At 44.0% G+C, this 17,214-nt stretch carries 18 protein-coding genes; 10 read left to right on the top strand and 8 right to left on the bottom strand.

Annotated features, from left to right (window positions below; all coding sequences use genetic code 11):
* Window positions 1-30 precede the first annotated feature (30 nt).
* From QUB39_RS03110 to QUB39_RS03095, 4 genes are all read left to right on the top strand, one after another.
* The gene (locus QUB39_RS03110) at window positions 31-372 is read left to right on the top strand and encodes a DUF433 domain-containing protein (protein WP_015174644.1); all 342 of its coding nucleotides are present in this window, start codon (window positions 31-33) and stop codon (window positions 370-372) included.
* Between the two features lie 3 nt (window positions 373-375).
* Complete coding sequence (locus QUB39_RS03105; RefSeq protein ID WP_333056227.1) at window positions 376-711, top strand: DUF5615 family PIN-like protein; 336 nt, start codon at window positions 376-378, stop codon at window positions 709-711.
* Window positions 712-937: 226 nt separating this feature from the next.
* Complete coding sequence (locus QUB39_RS03100) at window positions 938-1,261, top strand: DUF433 domain-containing protein (protein ID WP_333056228.1); 324 nt, start codon at window positions 938-940, stop codon at window positions 1,259-1,261.
* 3 nt (window positions 1,262-1,264) lie between these two features.
* Window positions 1,265-1,606, top strand: a complete 342-nt coding sequence (locus QUB39_RS03095; RefSeq protein ID WP_333056229.1) for a DUF5615 family PIN-like protein — start codon at window positions 1,265-1,267, stop codon at window positions 1,604-1,606.
* A gap of 16 nt (window positions 1,607-1,622) precedes the next feature.
* On the opposite strand, the gene tsaE is transcribed toward QUB39_RS03095, so the two are convergent.
* Both tsaE and QUB39_RS03085 read right to left on the bottom strand, forming a co-directional pair.
* A complete protein-coding gene (tsaE, locus tag QUB39_RS03090; RefSeq protein ID WP_333210441.1) occupies window positions 1,623-2,072 on the bottom strand; it encodes a tRNA (adenosine(37)-N6)-threonylcarbamoyltransferase complex ATPase subunit type 1 TsaE in 450 nt (149 codons plus the stop codon).
* 113 nt (window positions 2,073-2,185) lie between these two features.
* A complete protein-coding gene (locus QUB39_RS03085; protein ID WP_333056231.1) occupies window positions 2,186-3,586 on the bottom strand; it encodes a gluconeogenesis factor YvcK family protein in 1,401 nt (466 codons plus the stop codon).
* Between the two features lie 164 nt (window positions 3,587-3,750).
* Here QUB39_RS03085 and QUB39_RS03080 point away from each other — a divergent pair, with 164 nt between their 5' ends.
* The 4 genes from QUB39_RS03080 to QUB39_RS03065 all read left to right on the top strand — a co-directional run bounded on the left by QUB39_RS03080 (window position 3,751) and on the right by QUB39_RS03065 (window position 7,734).
* Window positions 3,751-4,533, top strand: coding sequence for an ATP-binding cassette domain-containing protein (locus QUB39_RS03080; RefSeq protein WP_333066584.1), 783 nt, complete (start codon window positions 3,751-3,753; stop codon window positions 4,531-4,533).
* A gap of 93 nt (window positions 4,534-4,626) precedes the next feature.
* The gene (locus QUB39_RS03075; protein WP_333210438.1) at window positions 4,627-6,117 is read left to right on the top strand and encodes an MlaD family protein; all 1,491 of its coding nucleotides are present in this window, start codon (window positions 4,627-4,629) and stop codon (window positions 6,115-6,117) included.
* A 144-nt stretch (window positions 6,118-6,261) separates the two neighbouring features.
* Window positions 6,262-7,017 (top strand): Uma2 family endonuclease, encoded by a 756-nt coding sequence (locus QUB39_RS03070; protein WP_333210436.1) that lies wholly within the window; start codon window positions 6,262-6,264, stop codon window positions 7,015-7,017.
* Between the two features lie 129 nt (window positions 7,018-7,146).
* Window positions 7,147-7,734, top strand: a complete 588-nt coding sequence (locus tag QUB39_RS03065) for a Uma2 family endonuclease (RefSeq protein WP_333210434.1) — start codon at window positions 7,147-7,149, stop codon at window positions 7,732-7,734.
* Between the two features lie 136 nt (window positions 7,735-7,870).
* On the opposite strand, the gene QUB39_RS03060 is transcribed toward QUB39_RS03065, so the two are convergent.
* Both QUB39_RS03060 and QUB39_RS03055 read right to left on the bottom strand, forming a co-directional pair.
* Entirely contained in the window at window positions 7,871-8,305 is a 435-nt protein-coding gene (locus QUB39_RS03060) for a hypothetical protein (protein ID WP_333056237.1), read from the bottom strand.
* Window positions 8,298-8,525 carry a hypothetical protein gene (locus QUB39_RS03055; protein WP_333056238.1) on the bottom strand — a complete coding sequence of 76 codons (228 nt, stop codon included), beginning with the start codon at window positions 8,523-8,525 and terminating at the stop codon, window positions 8,298-8,300. The genes QUB39_RS03060 and QUB39_RS03055 overlap by 8 nt, the downstream gene beginning before the upstream one ends.
* 387 nt (window positions 8,526-8,912) lie before the next feature.
* Here QUB39_RS03055 and QUB39_RS03050 point away from each other — a divergent pair, with 387 nt between their 5' ends.
* Both QUB39_RS03050 and QUB39_RS03045 read left to right on the top strand, forming a co-directional pair.
* On the top strand, window positions 8,913-9,308 hold the full coding sequence (locus QUB39_RS03050) for a tetratricopeptide repeat protein (RefSeq protein ID WP_333210432.1): 396 nt from the start codon (window positions 8,913-8,915) through the stop codon (window positions 9,306-9,308).
* Window positions 9,309-9,372: 64 nt separating this feature from the next.
* Window positions 9,373-11,016 carry a glycosyltransferase family 2 protein gene (locus QUB39_RS03045; RefSeq protein WP_333210430.1) on the top strand — a complete coding sequence of 548 codons (1,644 nt, stop codon included), beginning with the start codon at window positions 9,373-9,375 and terminating at the stop codon, window positions 11,014-11,016.
* Here the strand turns inward: QUB39_RS03045 and QUB39_RS03040 are convergent.
* The 4 genes from QUB39_RS03040 to QUB39_RS03025 all read right to left on the bottom strand — a co-directional run bounded on the left by QUB39_RS03040 (window position 11,000) and on the right by QUB39_RS03025 (window position 16,856).
* Complete coding sequence (locus tag QUB39_RS03040; RefSeq protein WP_333210428.1) at window positions 11,000-12,508, bottom strand: FkbM family methyltransferase; 1,509 nt, start codon at window positions 12,506-12,508, stop codon at window positions 11,000-11,002. The genes QUB39_RS03045 and QUB39_RS03040 overlap by 17 nt on opposite strands.
* Window positions 12,427-14,673: an O-linked N-acetylglucosamine transferase family protein gene (locus tag QUB39_RS03035; protein WP_333210426.1), complete on the bottom strand. Its 2,247-nt coding sequence runs from the start codon at window positions 14,671-14,673 to the stop codon at window positions 12,427-12,429. The genes QUB39_RS03040 and QUB39_RS03035 overlap by 82 nt, the downstream gene beginning before the upstream one ends.
* Window positions 14,674-14,873: 200 nt before the next feature.
* Complete coding sequence (locus QUB39_RS03030; protein WP_333210424.1) at window positions 14,874-15,416, bottom strand: type IV pilin-like G/H family protein; 543 nt, start codon at window positions 15,414-15,416, stop codon at window positions 14,874-14,876.
* A gap of 108 nt (window positions 15,417-15,524) precedes the next feature.
* A complete protein-coding gene (locus QUB39_RS03025) occupies window positions 15,525-16,856 on the bottom strand; it encodes a class I SAM-dependent methyltransferase (protein ID WP_333210423.1) in 1,332 nt (443 codons plus the stop codon).
* Window positions 16,857-17,214 lie beyond the last annotated feature (358 nt).

Genomic DNA, 17,214 nt, shown 5'->3' with positions numbered 1-17,214 from the left:
TATTCCCGCATCGCAAAGGCGATATTACCCATGCTTCTTCAAGAACTAGAAACACAACTCCTGGCCTTAACTCCTACTGAGAAAGCTGAAGCCATCCGGCTTTTAACCCAAAGTTTAAACAATAGCTGGCCAGGAATTACCAAAACTCCCGACGTGTGTGGAGGCGATGCTTGCATTGCCAAAACTAGACTTCCCGTTTGGCTGTTCGTGAGTTTGCGCCGTCAAGGTTCAAGTGATGCTGAACTTCTACAATTTTATCCCCAGTTGAATGCTGCAAACTTAGTAAATGTCTGGACTTATGCTGAGGCTAACTCCGAAGAAATTGAAACAGCACTCCGAGAAGAAGCAGCAGCAATGATGCAGGAAGTATAATTTATGGCACGTCTCTATGCAGATGAACAGTTCCCGTTTCCTGTTGTGGCATTGCTGCGAAATTTCGGTCACGATGCCCTGACTATTCAAGAGGCAGGAAATGCCGGAGATGATGACCCCGAAGTATTAGCTTTTGCTGTGAATAACGATCGGGCGGTTATGACGCAAAATCGTCGGCATTTCATTCGCTTGCACGCTCAACAACCAAATCATGCGGGTATTATCGTCTGTACAGACGATAAAAATCTAGAAAGGTTGGCAACACGCATCAATGATGCTATTGCTGGTGAAGAAAATTTGAGAGGTAAATTGATTCGAGTCAACCGCCCGCCGCAGTAAGTACGCGCGAGCGTAGCTATCCCGTAGGGAATCGCCTTTTCTCAATTTTCCAATTCCCAATCCAATAACTCGCCAGTCCGCATCTCTTGAATTTGCCACCCGTTATCGAGATAAGTCCAAAAAATTTGTCAATAATTATCTGGTTGGTAGTGCAATCAGGACTGAACCCCAAATTTTTGCTAAACTTATAAAAGTATATTCCCTTACGATCGAGGCGATATTACCTATGCTCCAAGAACTAGAAACACAACTTCTTGCCTTAACTCCGATCGAGAAATCTGAAGCAATACGGCTGTTAACCCAAAGTTTAAGCAATAGCTGGCCGGGAATCACGAAGACTCCCGGAGTTTGTGGCGGTGATGCTTGTATTGCCAAAACTCGGATTCCAGTGTGGCTGCTTGTTGGTTTTCGCAATGAAGGTTCAAGCGATTCCGAACTTCTACAATTTTATCCCCATCTAAGTGCTGCTGATTTGGTCAATGTTTGGACTTATGCTGATTCACATATAGAGGAAATTGAAGAAGCAATCAGCAAAAATGAGGAAGCATAACTTATGGCACTATTGTATGCAGACGAACAATTTCCTTTGCCAGTTGTGGAATTGCTGCGGGCTTTTGGTCACAATGTGCTTACTGTTCAGGAAGCAGGAAAAGCAAATCTGGGCATTCCCGATCCTGAAGTCCTAGAATTTGCTATTACTAACGATCGAGCTATTTTGACATTAAATCGGTTTGATTTTATCGGGCTGCACAACCGAAAGTCAAACCATGCAGGTATTATTGTCTGCACAAAAAATCGGAATGTAGAAATGTTGGCAACACGCATCAATGATGCTATTGCTGGTGAGGAAACTTTGAGGGGGAAATTGATTCGAGTCAACCGTCCGACGCCGTAAGTTCGATCGCCTTTTCTCAAATTTCCAATTGCCAATCCAATAAGTCGCCATTACCAATTACTTCAATTTGCCGCCCGTTATCTAGATAACTTAAAGAAATTTGCAAATAATTTTCGGGTTTGTACTGCAATCTTTCCGCCCATTCGATCGCCACAATTCCCAAATCCATTTCTAACCCGTCCCAATAACTTTCTAAGTGCAAAGCCTCCACTTCGTCGGGTTCTAGTCGATACAAATCTAGATGATACAGCGGAATTCGTCCTCCAAAATACTCGTTAATCAGCGTAAAAGTAGGACTCTCGATCGAGTCTGAGATTCCTAAACCTTCAGCGATGCCTTGAACCAAGGTAGTTTTGCCCGCACCTAAATCTCCTTGTAATAAGATTACAGTGCCGGCGGGGAGCGATCGACCTAACGCAGCACCAAACTTGCGCGTAGCCTCAGAATCTGGAAGCAAAGTTTTCATTTCAATAATTAGTCATTAGTCCTTAATCATTTGTTATTTGTTACTCGCTTGCGGCTGCTAATAACCAATAACCAATAAAATTAGTCAACTGTCCACTGTCAACACTCAACAGCTTAAATGTTCTGGGCGCGGCCGTACCAACGCAGCAACATTCCCGCCAACCTTTGAGAATTGTGGCGAATTAAACCCGTATTTTGATCTTCATCCATGACATTGGCGATGACAACTCGCCGCCCCAATTGCGTCACGGCTTCTCGATCGAGCACAACCGGATAAGAATCCTCCTGAGAATAGCGAATCAAAGCCTTTGCAGAAGGGACTTTTCCTTGAACTACTACAGCATCGAACAGCGGCCGACCGCAAGCGCGGTCGATCGCCCGAATGTGGTCTGCAACACTGTATCCGTCTGTTTCCCCCGGCTGAGTCATAATATTGCAAACATAAATGCGCGGAACTTCGCTGTTGGCGATCGCATCAGCAATTTCCGGCACCAACAAATTCGGAATAACACTCGTATAAAGACTCCCCGGCCCAATAATGATAAAATCCGCTTCCCGAAGTGCTTGGGCCACCTTGGGCAACGCCGGAGGATTAGCAGGAGTGCAGCCAATTTTGATGATTTTTCCGTTAGCTTTTGTAATGCTGGACTCCCCCTCAATCCTCCGGCCGTCCGCCAGTTCTGCCCACAAAGAAACGTCGCTCAGAGTAGCCGGCAGCACCTCTCCCCTAACTGCTAAAACTTTAGAACTCGCCGCGATCGCCTGTTCCAAATCTCCAGCAATATCGCTCATCGCTGTCAAAAACAAATTCCCAAAACTGTGACCCACCAAACCGTCACCAGCCCGAAAGCGATATTGAAATAACTCAGTCAATAACTTTTCCTCATCTGCCAAAGCAGCCAAACAATTGCGAATGTCTCCCGGCGGCAATACCCCAATTTCCCGCCGCAGCCGCCCGGAAGACCCGCCATCATCCGCCACCGTGACAATAGCAGTGATTTTGGCGCTGTAATCCTTCAATCCCCTGAGCAAATTGGAAAGGCCCGTACCGCCCCCAATTGCCACAATTTTCGGGCCGCGGTGCAAGCGACGGTGGTTGAGGAGTCGATCGACCAGTTCCTCGTTGCCTTCGGGCATCAGCACTTGGGTAATAGAGTTCAAACTGCGAGTTTGTCCCCACAGAATTAATAAAATCCCGCCAGCAATGATGATCGGGCCCGACACGTAATTAGGAACAACTTCCGCAATCCACGCCAAAAAATTTCTCAATAATTGCAATAAGAAGAAAATGGGAGTCATCCCAGTCCAAATCGCTAAACCCAAAGTGGCAAGTACCACGCCGCTGGCACTAATCAGCAGCCACCGTTTCACTAACAGTCCGGGGGCTAACCACTTAAACCACTGGTGAACTCGCCCGTTCCGCAAAGAAGGGGGGTAAGGATTTCTGGATTGGGCAAAAACCTGCTTGGCTTTAGCCAAGACGCGGAGGGCTTTAGGAAGTGAACTAATTGACATGGTTAATTAGTCTTAAGGGTATTGGAACAGCTCGATCTGACAAATTTACAATACAAGAGAGTTTTGATTCTGGCAGTCAATTTAAGTAATTAGTGATTAGTCATGAGTCATGAGTCATTAGCTAGACTGATGACTGATGACTGACAACTTATTGATAACATCCTATGGCTGAGCCACTAATCGAACTCAAGGGGGTAAGTAAGTCCTTCGGCCAGAACCCGATCCTCGATCGAGTGGATCTGAGGATTTATCGGGGAGAGGCCCTGGCAATTATTGGCCCTTCCGGGACGGGGAAATCTACGATTCTGCGGATAATTGCGGGTTTGTTGGCCCCGGATGCCGGTGAGGTTTTTGTTCAGGGACAGCGCAGAGTCGGATGGGTGGACGACGTGGCAGATCCGATCGGAATTGGGATGGTGTTTCAGCAAGCGGCTTTGTTTGATTCGCTGACGGTGGAGGAGAATGTCGGTTTTTTACTTTACCAGCATTCTAAGCTGCCGCGCCGCCGCATTCGGGAATTGGTGGAGGAAAAGTTGGAGATGGTGGGTTTGCCGCGAATTGGCGAACGCTATCCGGCGCAGTTGTCTGGGGGAATGAGGAAGCGGGTAAGTTTTGCCCGCGCTATCATGGCGAATCCTGATAATGACAGGGATAATCCAGAGGTTTTGCTGTACGACGAACCGACGGCGGGTTTAGATCCGATCGCTTCGACGGTAATTGAAGATTTAATCAGGGACTTGCAGGCGGCCCAAGGTGTTTGCAGCACTTATGCGATCGTCACTCACCAAGACAGTACCATCCGCCGCACTGCCGATCGCATCGTGTTTCTCTATCGAGGCAAAGTGCAGTGGGAGGGAACTGTCAATGACATTGCATCGACAGATAATTTACTTATCCGACAATTTTTTAGCGGCAGTGTTACTGGGCCAATTCAAGCGCTTGGATAGTCAGCCAATTTTAGATTTTAGATTTTAGATTTTAGATTGAAATGACCGATGATGAATGACTAATAACCAATGACCAATGACTAAGGAGGTAATATGCGATCGCGAACTGTAAGAGAAGGTTCTGTCGGGTTCTTAATTTTAGTAGGAATCGGTTTATTTGGCGGCTTAGTGCTCTGGCTGCGGGGCGTGCAGGTAGGGAACCGCAGCTACAAATTCGCCGTAGAATTTGCCAGCGCCCAAGGAATGCAAATAGGTACGCCCATCAGGTATCGCGGGGTTGCAGTCGGTAAAATTACCGCCCTCCAACCGGGTTCCAACGGCGTAGACGTGACGCTGGAGATTGCCCCCGGAACTTTAGTGATTCCCAGGGATGTTACGATCGAAGCGAATAAATCGGGTTTAATTGGCGAATCGTCGATCGACATTACCCCCAACTCGATTTTGCCAGAATCATTAGTTACCGCCAATCCCGTTAGTGCCGACTGTCCCCCAGAGATTATCTGTCAAAATTCGCGCTTAAAAGGTCAAGCTGGAGTCACTATCGATGAACTAATTAAATCCACAGTCCGCCTAGCTAATTTCTACACTGACCCCGCGCTGTTCAACAATATTAAATCTCTTGCAGAAAATACAGCAAACACAGCTAAAGGTGCAGCTAAACTCACTCAAGATTTATCGACTTTAACTCAAACTGCCCAAGCGGAAATAAAAACTTTAAATCAATCTGTAAGGGGAGACCTTGGGAGCTTAAATCAATCTGTAAAAACCGAAATAGCCAGTTTAAATCAATCATTAAAGGGGGAAGCAAGCACCTTAAATCAATCATTAAAGGGAGAAGCAAGCATCTTAAATCAATCGCTCAAGACGGAAATATCAGCAGTCGCCGCTGATGTTTCTAAAGTAGCAGCTACGGCGGACACTTCCACAAAAGCCGTATCTGCCGCTGCGATAAATTCTGCTAATTCAGTAACTCAAGCAGCCAATCAAATTACATTAACAGCCAACCAAGTCAATTCTTTAGTAGCAACCAACCGCGGCAGTTTAGTCTCAACTCTGAATAACATCAATCAAAGCAGTCAGGAACTGCGGCTAGCTGTCAGCAGTTTGAGTCCGACAATTAATCGAATCAACCAAGGACAATTGCTGAACAATTTAGAAGTTTTATCGGCGAATGCTGCCCAAGCTTCTAGTAATTTGCGAGATTTATCCAGCCAAGTAAACAATCCCGCCAATTTGCTATTATTGCAGCAAACCCTAGATTCTGCACGAGCTACATTTCAGAACGTGCAGAAAATTACTTCCGACGTGGATGATTTGACAGGAGATCCGGCTTTCCGCAACAATATTCGCAGGTTGTTCAACGGATTAGGAGGCTTGTTGGGTTCGACAGAACAACTGCGACAGCAAGTTAAAGTGACTCAAACATTAGCTCCCCTTTCTGAGAAAGTAAATGCGAGTAAAACTGCCAGAAATCAATCAGTAGAGCCGGGATTTCCCAGCTTGCAAAAACAGCCCAAATTGCCTGTTATACCTTCTCAAACTGCAAGATCAGCAGAACCAGTGGCTCCCGAAAATACTCCTTAAAACAGGGTATCATTGAATAACCGCAATTATTGCAAGATTCGCGAGTTGCTTTAGTTACTAAGGTGCGGCTTTCGCAGCCGGCATTAAAGTTATTGTCCAAATCCTATTAACAAAAAACTCTTTCTATCGCAACCAGGAAAATAAATGACGCAAACATTATCGAAACCGGACGTAACCAAAAGCCAGTATACTGTAACTTGGGAAAAATTGCCAGACGACTTTAAATTACCCGACGATCCTGTCGAAAACATCGACCAACCACTTTTAGCCGCGGCCCTCCGAGAAGCCTTGGATCTCGCAGGATTTATCCTAGCTTCAATGCTAATAGCTTCCAATTTTGGACTGTGTGCCAAAGTTAACGACAAAACAGTAGTAAAAGCACCAGATTGGGTGTATGTTCCCTCGGTATTGCCAGCAGAACCAGGAGAGGTTCGCCGCAGTTATACGCCCAATGCTGAGGGAGAAGTACCTGCTGTAGTGATGGAATTTTTATCGGATACTGACGGTAGTGAATATTCAAATAAACCGACATATTATTACGGAAAATGGCGGTTTTATGAGCGAATTTTGCAAGTGCCGATTTATGTAATTTTTGAAGCAAAATCGGGAGTGTTGGAAGTGTACAGACTCTCGACTTCGGGAGAATACGAATTGCAAGAACCGGATGCTAATCAGCGATTCTGGATAGAATCAATGGGTTTATTTCTGGGGGTTTGGGAAGGTGAAAAATCTCAGAGGACGGGTTATTGGTTGCGCTGGTGGGATGAGAATGGCAATTTGCTGCTGTGGGGTGCGGAACGGGTGGAACAGGAACGCCAGAGGGCCGAAGAGGAACGCCAGAGAGCCGATCGACTAATGGCATACTTGAGAAGCCAAGGCATCGATCCTGATGGCATTTGAAGATGTGGGAGGTCGATCGATTTTAGATTTTAGATTTTAGATTTTCGATTGAATAATTGGGAATCAAGGAGCCAGAGCGATGGATTTTAGTTTAGATTTGCGATTTTCGATTGGGAATTAAGGAGCGCCATGACTGCAACAACATTAGAAGAGAAATTAGATCGGCCGTTGCTATTTCCAGGGTTAACTTGGGAACAATTCAAAACCTTAGAACCGATGCTGGATATTCCAGGGGTGCGGCTGTCATTTTTAGATGGGATACTGGAGATTCAGAAAATGCCTGGAAGAAAACACGAAACAGCCAAAGGACGTATCGGTGCGTTGGTAGAAACTTACATGATGGCGGCAGGAATTGATTTCACCCCTACGGAGTCTCTGACATTAGAAAATGAATCGCGACTGGTGAAGTGTGAAGCAGACAAGTCTTACGAATTGGGTGCTGATAGAGAACGTCCCGATTTAGTGATCGAAGTAGTCGTCACTAGCGGTGGAATTGATAAGCTAGAGGCTTACAAACGGCTGCAAATCCCTGAAGTCTGGTTTTGGGAAAACAGCCGACTGTCTCTGTATGCTCTCAGACAGCAAGGATACGAAGAAATTCCGAGTTCCCAATTGCTCCCAGATCTCGATATTGGTTTACTCGTCAGGTGTGTTAATATGCCGAGTCATGTTGAGGCAATTAAGGAATTCAAAAGGGCGATCGATGGGGATTTGTAGTCAAAAATAGATAATACATATCCCCGACTTCTTAAAAAAGTCGGGTATCTAGCAACGATCCAACGTTGTTGATGAAGTACACCCCGATCGCTCTCCGTAGTTACCCTGGGCCGTGTCCCTATAAGAGCTGGAACTCCTAAACTTCAGTGTATTCTTTGCCTTTTTGAGACTCTAACCAACGTTGATAAGCTTCCTTATCACCTCTAAAGGAATCGACAGAAACTTGACGTTCTGGCATGGGTTTGAGGGGAGCATCAATAGGGGAATATTGGCAATAGCAGATTACTACCATATCAAATTCACCGATCGGAATATCGGGAGTATAAGTCTCAACCCGCGCCACTTCCCACTCACCTGTGCGGTAATGAGTGCTGTAACCGTGCCGAGTTGGATCGTGTTCTGCTTCCACACGAACAAATTCTGGGGGGCGATAGCCAACTTCAGGAATTGGACCATCAGAAGAGTCAAAGTGTTCTGCCAAAATGCGAGTCAATGATTGAGTGTGCTGTAGTTTTCTATCTTTCCACCCAGGAGTTCTCGGTTCGGCTCGGAAAATAATGTATTTATGCATCGTCGTCCTCTCTTTCTGTGTCGTAGAATGATTTGGGAAATTCTGTTTGGCCTCGAAAAACACAATCAACTTCTAGACCGTTTGTATCAATTTCCTCTATGTCAAGTAGTTTCCAACCATATTTTCTTTGCATCTCATAGCAACAAGCTTCGTCGGCTGCTGCGTGTCGAGATTTGTCTTCGTCTGGATCGTAACGCAACCAGTTTGGATTATTTGGCATAATTGTATTGCTCCCTGTGTTGGGTTGACAACATTGGAGAAGTCGCCCGGACGAAGTATTTGCGGTACTGCGTCCGGGCGCGTCTTTGTCAAATTATAGAATAATTCAGGGCTTACGCACTCCGACGCCTAGAAACCGGGTTTTTTACCGAATCTGCAGATCGCAGTGAAGTATTCTCGTAAAAAAACCCGGTTTCTGACCACCCGTGCGTCCTGGACTGAACCCGACAATTGATTGAATTTGCTTGACAAATATCATTTAATATGGTTTCTAGGTTTCAGCGAAAATTTTAAATGGCGAAGGGCGATCGTTTTGTGATCGAACTTGGGCAATCTAGATATAGGCGCTTCTTGAGTGCCTGAAAAACAGCGACGCCAAGAGTTAGCAATGGAAAGTACACAGAAAAAATCTAGTGATAGTCGGGTTCATCGGAGCGATCGAATTAAGCAGATTTTTGCGTTAGTATCAATGGTTGGCTTTGGTGGTTCGGCAATTTTTGGTATGGTGAGTCTGTTCGGCAGCGGTTTGAGCAGTCAGCACCAGCAAAAATCAGCTCCGCCGGTAGCAGTTTCCCAGGAATCTTTGCTAGCGGCGCAGGAAAGGGGATATGAGACGGTTTTGCAGCGGGAACCGCAAAATCCGACGGCTCTGGAGGGGTTGGCAAATGTGCGGTTGCAGATGAATAATCAGGTGGGGGCGATCGAGCCTTTGGAGAAGTTGGTGAAGCTAAATCCCGATCGGGCGGATTATAAGGCGCTGTTGGGGCAGGCGAAGGGGAAGTAAGGGGCGATCGGTTAATTAAGAATTGGCGAAATCTCAATTTTATTATCTATCCTAGGTATCAATAATGTCATCAAACAATTTCTTTTCTATTATCATCCCTACACGCGAGAGACATGATACATTAAAACATTCGATTCAGAGTGTACTTAATCAAACTCATAAGGAGTTTGAACTGGTGGTTATGGACAATTTTAGTAGTGCAGAAACTGCCGAAGTTGTAGCTTCATTTAATGATGAGCGAATCAAGTATTATCGCGCACATGAAAGACTCTCCATGTCTGACAATTGGGAATTGGGGTTATCTCACGCTACAGGAGAATACATTACTGTTCTCGGAGATGATGATGCTTTAATGCCAGATTGCCTCGAAATTTGTTTAAATCTTCTCCAGGAATATGACGTGCAGACAGTGGCTTGGTCTCGGGGCACTGTATATTGGTGGCAGAGTGCGATCGTCCCTTGGCATAAGAATAAATTGTACGTTCAGTTGCAGGATCAGGTAGCTGTAAATTTTCAAGCAAGACAAAAATTAAAGCAGTTCTATAATTTTGAAGTTTCTTATGGTGAACTCCCCATGCTCTACAATGCTTTTATTCCTAGAGCCTTAATAGAAAAGATTAAATCTGTTCATGGTAAATATTTCATGTCATCTATTCCAGATGTGTATTCGGGTGTGATTAATGCCTATTATTTAGAAAATTACTTATATTCTTTTCGCCCTCTTTCAGTGGCGGGCAATTCTGGACATAGTACGGGAACTTCATCGTGCTACCCCAGCTTGGGTGGGAAACCATTTAAAGATTTTTTAAACGATGCCAAAAAAGATACAAAGAAACTGCTGCACGATAGTTTAGTACCATCAATCAACCCATTTATGTGCATTGCTGACGTGCAAGTTAGTACCAAAGAGTTATTTTTTTCGGAGGATGAAGAAATTAACTTTGATATTTTAACTGTCGTAAGGGCTGTTGCTTCAAGTATCAATATGGATATTGGCGAGTACGACACTCGTTTGCAAGAAATTGAAGAATTGGCTAAAAAACATAAAATTCCTACTTCGGAGTTTAACATTCCTGAAAGACAGACGCATCAGCCCCAAGCATATCAAGGTCCCATGTCGGACGGAAATGGCTCAATAGGTACCTGGGCGATTAATGGAGAGCAAGCGGGAATATCTAATGTGGCTCAAGCGGCGATGCTGGTATGGGGAATGTTGCCTGATTTAAGTTTTTTTCGGGTTAACTATCTGTCTAAAGATCACAGAAGTGATCTTTACCAAAACCTGAACTTAAGAGAAATCAATTTAATCGTATTTCCCGACTGGAATCAGCCGGAACAGTCTTTAAATGAGGAGTTGGCCCAGGTAATAAGAGCGATAGCAACTCACCCAGACAAAGATAAGATGACTCTGCTGGTAGACAGTAGCCAAATTTCTGATGAAGATGCTAATCTTGCTTTATCTAGTGTGGTGATGAACCTGTTAATGGAAGAGGACTTAGATGTCTCCGACGGGCCTGAAATTTCAGTGATTGGACTGTTGAGCGAAATTCAGTGGGAAGCTGTGAAACCTCGCCTGCATGGTAGAATTGTGTTGCAGTCTGAAAATAAAGAGGCGATTGCCAGAGTACAAGCCCAACACATTCCCACTCGTGATTTAGACAGCTTAATTATCAGCAACTCCCGTAATGAAATCAGTTCTCCTTCTTAAGGGTATCCTGCGGTGGGCTAGCTCCAAAAAGCCTGGTTCCCGCTTGCTCATATAATTCTCTAGAAAGTGGGTGCAAAAGATTGTATTCTAAAACATTTTTCACAACTAGCAGCAATAAGCCAGAATCTACCTCAGAGGATTGATCCGACTTCAGAAGCTTGATTACGCCCAAAGAATCGAGTTCAGCTTCTGTATAGATCCCCATCCGAATAGACAGGTTAATCAAATGCAATAGATTATTAATGTCTGTCGGATTGATTTCCCGTAGATGATGGCGGATTGTCCAAGTAATTCCATAGTCTCCGAATTTTCCCCGTCGCTCCGCTTCTGTTTGCAGGACTTGCATTAAATCCTTTGTCCACAGATCGACTTGTTCGCTATCTCCTCCCGTCATCCCCATCAGCCATGTCGCCTGAGCTTCTATCTCTTGTGCGTCTAATAGCAAAGCCAACCCCAAATACCAATAGTGAAACCTATTATCGGGTTCAGCTTCAATAGCCTCTTCGTAGAGATGGGCAGCTCGGCTGTAATCTCCTTGAAGTAAGTTTTGATAAGCTTGATTCTGGATAGTTTCTGCTTTAGTCAATCCAGTTTTTTGTAAAACTTCAAAGGGCGTCAAATTTTCGATCTGTGCGATTAAGGTTTCTCGATACGCTTTCAAATGCGCCCTCAGTCTTTCTTCCTGCTCGTTTTCTGCCACATAACGGGATTCTTTTGTAAACTGACCTGATTCTTTGACAAAAACCATATCAACCTGAAATAAAGCTAAGTCTGAATAACGACAAGCAAGATTGACAAGATCATAGGCTACAAAACCTTGCTCTTTCATAAAGTTTATAACACTAGCCATCTTATCAAATCTAGCTGTTACATATAAATTAACTTCTACAATTACCAACTCTGTATTTTGAAGAGTTTGAGTTGCACCTGCTAGGACATCTAGTTCTCTACCATCTACATCAACTTTGATTAAATACGGCCCTTCTAACTGGCGAGTTTTACAAATTTCATCCAGAGTAACGGCCGGGATTGTCCTTAGCTCAAAATTTTCGGAGCTAGCTTCACCATCCTCTGAGATGTAAGAGTGGATAAAGTTGCTCACATTCACTTGAAGAGGCACAAGTCCTGCCTCTGTGGAAGCAGCAGCAATTATATAGTCTGCTCTTTCAAGATGTTGACAGATTTTGTTTAGATATGGTTCGTTCTCGGCTATGGGTTCGATCAGGAGATATCTGGATTTTGGAAAAGCATAATAAATCTCAAATGTACCTAATCCAGCACCTACGTCAATAACCGTTTCCGGATCAAAACCCAACTGCTTTGCATTCAATAATGACCCCAACATTGAACTTCTAGGAATGTGATTATTCGTCATAGTAATTTTTTCCTCTGTTATGCCTAGGGCAGCATTTAATTGCCAGCTTCTACGTAATTTCGCCACATCTGCTCGTATGCTTTCTCCATCTCTAGCGTAAATTGCTTGCCATTCCACAGTGGAGCCGTTTGTCGTGACTGCCGCAGTTTCCAGGATATATGCTGCCGCAGGGCCGCATCTTTCCCTAAACGAATTCCCCATTCTATATACTCTTCATCTGTCCAAGCAATGCCTTCGTTAATCCCAGCATTCATCATCATTGTGTAGCTGTTGCGAGCTGCAAACTGCTCTCCAACTTTTGTCACTAAAGGAACACCCATCCACAAAGTTTCTAGAGTGGTTGTAGCCCCATTATAGGGATAGGTATCCAAAACTACATCAGCGATACTAAGGTTGGCTCGGTGAACTTCTGACGAGACTACCTCTGGCACAAATCGTAATCGATTAAAATCTATACCCTCTTCTTGTGCTAAGTCATTAAAGAGTTTTTTAATAGACTCTTCCTCACCTGCTCCTTTTATTATGAAATAACTATTAGGGACTTCACTGATAATTTTCATCTGGAGCCGTGCTGTATCAGGATGCCGTTTGTAACCTATCTGAGCACTAAGGTATATGACCGCATCAGTAGGAATATCTAAATGCTCGCGTCGCAGTGTTGGTATCCCCACCTCAAAACCATCTACTGCTATGTAAGTTTGAGGTAAACGCCATATCTTTTCCGAATAATAATCCTGAGCTGATTCTGGTAAAACATAAGGATCGGCAATAAAATAATCAATTGTAGGTAGCCCTGATGCGTCCCATCCTAGCCATGTTATTTGCACAGGTGCAGGTTTAAGGGCTATCACTTCATAGCTAACATCTGAGGTGAGGCTGTCAAGATCAATTAGAATATCAATCTCATCTTGAGAAATTTGCTCAGCGATTTCAGTACCTACAATCCCGCACCTATATGCTTTAGACACTTGATTCACGTACCATTCTTGTAGCGGGTCCTGCATATTCCTATAATTAATTAAATAGGCATGAAGTTTAAAACGCTCGCGATCGTGGTACTTGATTAGCCATCGAGCTAGCGACCCCACCGCGTGGGTCGCGAGGCAATGAGATAAATAACCGATCTTCAAAGGTTTGGTTAAACTACTAATATTTTTACGATGAGTAAACTGGCGCTGCCTGTATAGTTCTATCTGCTTTTTAGCAGAGTTTTGAATATTGACTTGGCATATTTGAGCTAATTGGTTACTGATTTTTCTGTATTTTTTGGGTTCATCTCTAAAGTAAGGGAAAAAGAAGGGGGTAAGAAACAGGTTATGAGCTGTAATTAAGTCCAATGAAATTGGCTGTTCAGCTATCAATGACTCTTGTAGAGATTGGAGGCGATTAACGACTGAGACAGCTTCTTCCCAATATCCACCGGCGCTCATTAACCCCCGAAGGACGAGATGCGTTGCATAGATTTTAACAGGCAAAGATTCTGCTAATGAATATAAAATTTTAGCGGTCTTGATCCCTTCATTGTATTGACCTGCATTCTGGTAAAAAACACTTAAAAGACAGATAATATCTAGATTGTTTGGATCTAAGCGTAAACACAATTCAGCAAAGTGTACTGCTTGCCTGGAGTTTTTCCACAAAGTTGCCAGTCCAAAAGCCGTTGGTATTACAGAGTTAATATATAGTTGGCAGTCACAGACATGAGTAAGGCAGGCTTCTGCGAATTCCAAGGATGATGGGTGCAAAGGATCGTATTCTAAAATGCTTTTTAACACCTGCATCAATACCTCGAAGTTTACTTCTCCAGATTCTTCTGATTTAAGAAGTTTAATCACTCCTAGAGAAGTCAGTTCCTCAGCCGTAAAAGTCCCCAGCCTGACGGAAAGCTCAAGCAAGTATAACAGGTTGTTAATATTTGTGGGAGCAATCTCCCGGATGTGGTGCCGAATTGCCCAAGCAATCGAGTCCTCTTTCAAAGCCTCCCTGCGTTCTGCTTCTGTTTGCAGAACCATTATCAGCTGCTCAGTCCATTGCTCAATTTGTTCTTGCTCACCCTCTGCCATGCATAACAGCCAAGTAGCTTGAGCTTCTAGCTCTTGCTCCTGCAATAATAGCATTAGCCCCAAATTCCAGTAGTGAGACTTGGTATCTGGTTCCGTAGCAATTGCTTGCTCATATAGGTTGGCAGCCAGAGTGTACAGTCCTTCAGTTAAGTATTTATGTGCTTGTTCTTCCAAAGCTGCTAAATCTGTAGACGAGGTGTTTTCTAAAAATACCACCATAAGTAAGTCTCCTTTTTTATCCTTATTGTTATGATCTTGCCGCACTAAAAATTATGGCAAAGAACATACCTAAACAAAATAACTATTTAGTGATAATTTGGCTACAAGAGTGGGTAGCGTTCAGAACACTACCCATTGTGTTGCATCAACTTTTGATGAGGCTTGCAGGAACAATTCTAGCTTTAAAGGCTAGATCAAGCCTACTTAGAAACTTCCGTCCATGCGGGACCTGTACAACCCACACTGGCAGCGGCAACCGTTGCATAGCCCGTTACAGCTCCTGCGCCGGCCGCAGTTCTTTCGCACAATACCGCCGCAGTGGTTCTTTCAGTTGCTCCTGCAGGCTGAATTAAAGCTACTTTTCCTGCGTATGCTTTGAGCGCTTCCCCTATGGGTTGTGCGACATTTCCCACCTCAGTAGCATTTGTAGCAGGTGCTATGGGATCGAGCGCGTAGTTATAGTTTTGAGTCTGCGTTTTTATGCCAAGATTCAACTCGCCAACAGATGTGGCAAATCTACCACTTTCTGCGAAGGTAGCTTGTTGAGACCTGTTCATGGAACCGATATACTGCTTAGCTTCTGACTGCTTAGCTTTGTTGGCTTGGTTCAAGAAGGAGGGTAAGGCAATGGCCGACAAAATTCCGATGATGATGATAACCACCAGCAGTTCAATTAAGGTGAAACCCTTATCCCGCTTCTGATTGAGGTGTTGTAGAAATTTCGCTTTCAATTCAGTTTTCATGTTTTATTTCTCCAAATCGCGTGAGATGCTTGATTTTTGACTCCTAAGAGTAACTTACCCCTTTTCAATAACTTTCATATCACTCGCTAACCAAATTTTTGAGCAGCCTCAAACCAAACGCTCGAAAAGTATGTATAGAAAGACTTCTAGGCTACTAAGGAGTTCTTTAACTTCCTCAAAAGCTTTTTCTGGCTTAGCTTGCTCAAGAGTGATAGGATGTAGGGGTCTGAGTTTGAGCCAACGCTCTACAAGACACATGACCGACTGTGGCAGATCAGTTTCCCACAAAGGTAGTAGGCTAGCCGCCATCATACTATCTACCGTAATTGGTACTCGCGTAGGCAGACTTACGTAGCGGCTTATCTCGAAAACTTTGTGATTAGTGATAGCATTCACTAGATCGTTTTTTAACTGAGGTGTTCTGAGTTGAGGGTGCAGATAAACTCGAACTTGCTGCCAGTCAGATTGCGTCCATTCATACACCTCTCTAAAAGAGTGAGCTTGATTAGGATGACCACACCAAAAGTCAATCAAGCGGTTGACCGGGTGCAATAACTCAAATAGGTGTAGTCGGAGATCAACAGGAAGATCCGGCAAGCTCATCGCCAAAAATGCGGGCAAGTTTTCGGGATTTTTGAACAAGTCTGCTAACTCCCATTGTCGCCAATTCACCATGCTGATGAATTCTAAATTCGCTTCCCTTAAAGCTGCAAAAACTTCTGGAATCGTGTAGCCTTTATCGCCTTGAAGGAGATAGTTGGCCAGCAGCCATTCTTCATTTTTTTCTACTGGCAAATTCCAAGTTCTTGCCTTTATCGCTACATTATCTTGTAATTCTTCTATAATTTCTTTAGCGATACCTATTTCCATTTCTCGGGGGTTTTCTTCTAATAAACCCATTATTTTAAATACTTTTTGAACTGCATAATAAGAAGCGCGTTGGAGAGAACTATGAAGGTTAGCGCGAATGATGCCATCGGGCTTTAAAACGGCTTGCATTGCCTGAAGACCGACCACAGGATCGGGTACTAAATAAAGGACATCATCACAGTTGATATAGTCAAACTTTAAACCTAAATCGGGTAAATCCTCAAGGGGTAGAGCATAAAAATCAGTGTTATTGAAACCGTGATATTGTAACCGCTGTCTGGCCAACTTGACCGACTCCTCAGATATATCTACTCCTATAATTTTTGCCCCCGGATTTGCTTCTGCTAACATCAGAGATTTGTAGCCACTGCCACAGCCCGCATCTAAAATAACTTTACCTTCAGTATCTATAACTTTTTGATTTCTTAAATAGTAAGCTGTTACCAGATTATGAATATAGAGAGATTGATAGTCTGTTTTGGGAGAGTGGTCGAGGGGAATTTTAGGGTAAGGAGCTTTGTCAAATTGTTGACGAATTTTCTCGATTAACTCTGATTCTTGGTTATCCATTCTCAATCAAGCCTAATATTACCAAATTACCTGGTGGGACATTCCTCTTCTAAAATAGAAAGGTATTCGAGCCGCGCCGTCTGGGGCAAAATCTATGGCCCCTCAATTTTCCCACCTGCTGCCATATTGTATCACCAAAGACCTATTCTATAAACACCAACACCGCATTTATCCTGAAAGTATTCCCGATCTTGATCGCCCTCTCCTCGCCATTAAGTACGGCGGCCCCATTCTATCCATACCCTCAACGGCTGCGATCGCTCTAATCGCCGTGTTTACCCGTACTATTATCCTTGCCGCATTGCTAAGCTGGCGATCACCCCAACCTACTCAAATCAAGTTAAGCATAAAAAAAATA

The sequence above is a fragment of the Microcoleus sp. AT8-B5 genome (genome assembly GCF_036705565.1).
Lineage (GTDB): Bacteria > Cyanobacteriota > Cyanobacteriia > Cyanobacteriales > Microcoleaceae > Microcoleus.
The sequence above is the reverse complement of the archived record's forward strand: the minus strand, read 5'-3'. Positions and strand labels throughout refer to the sequence as shown.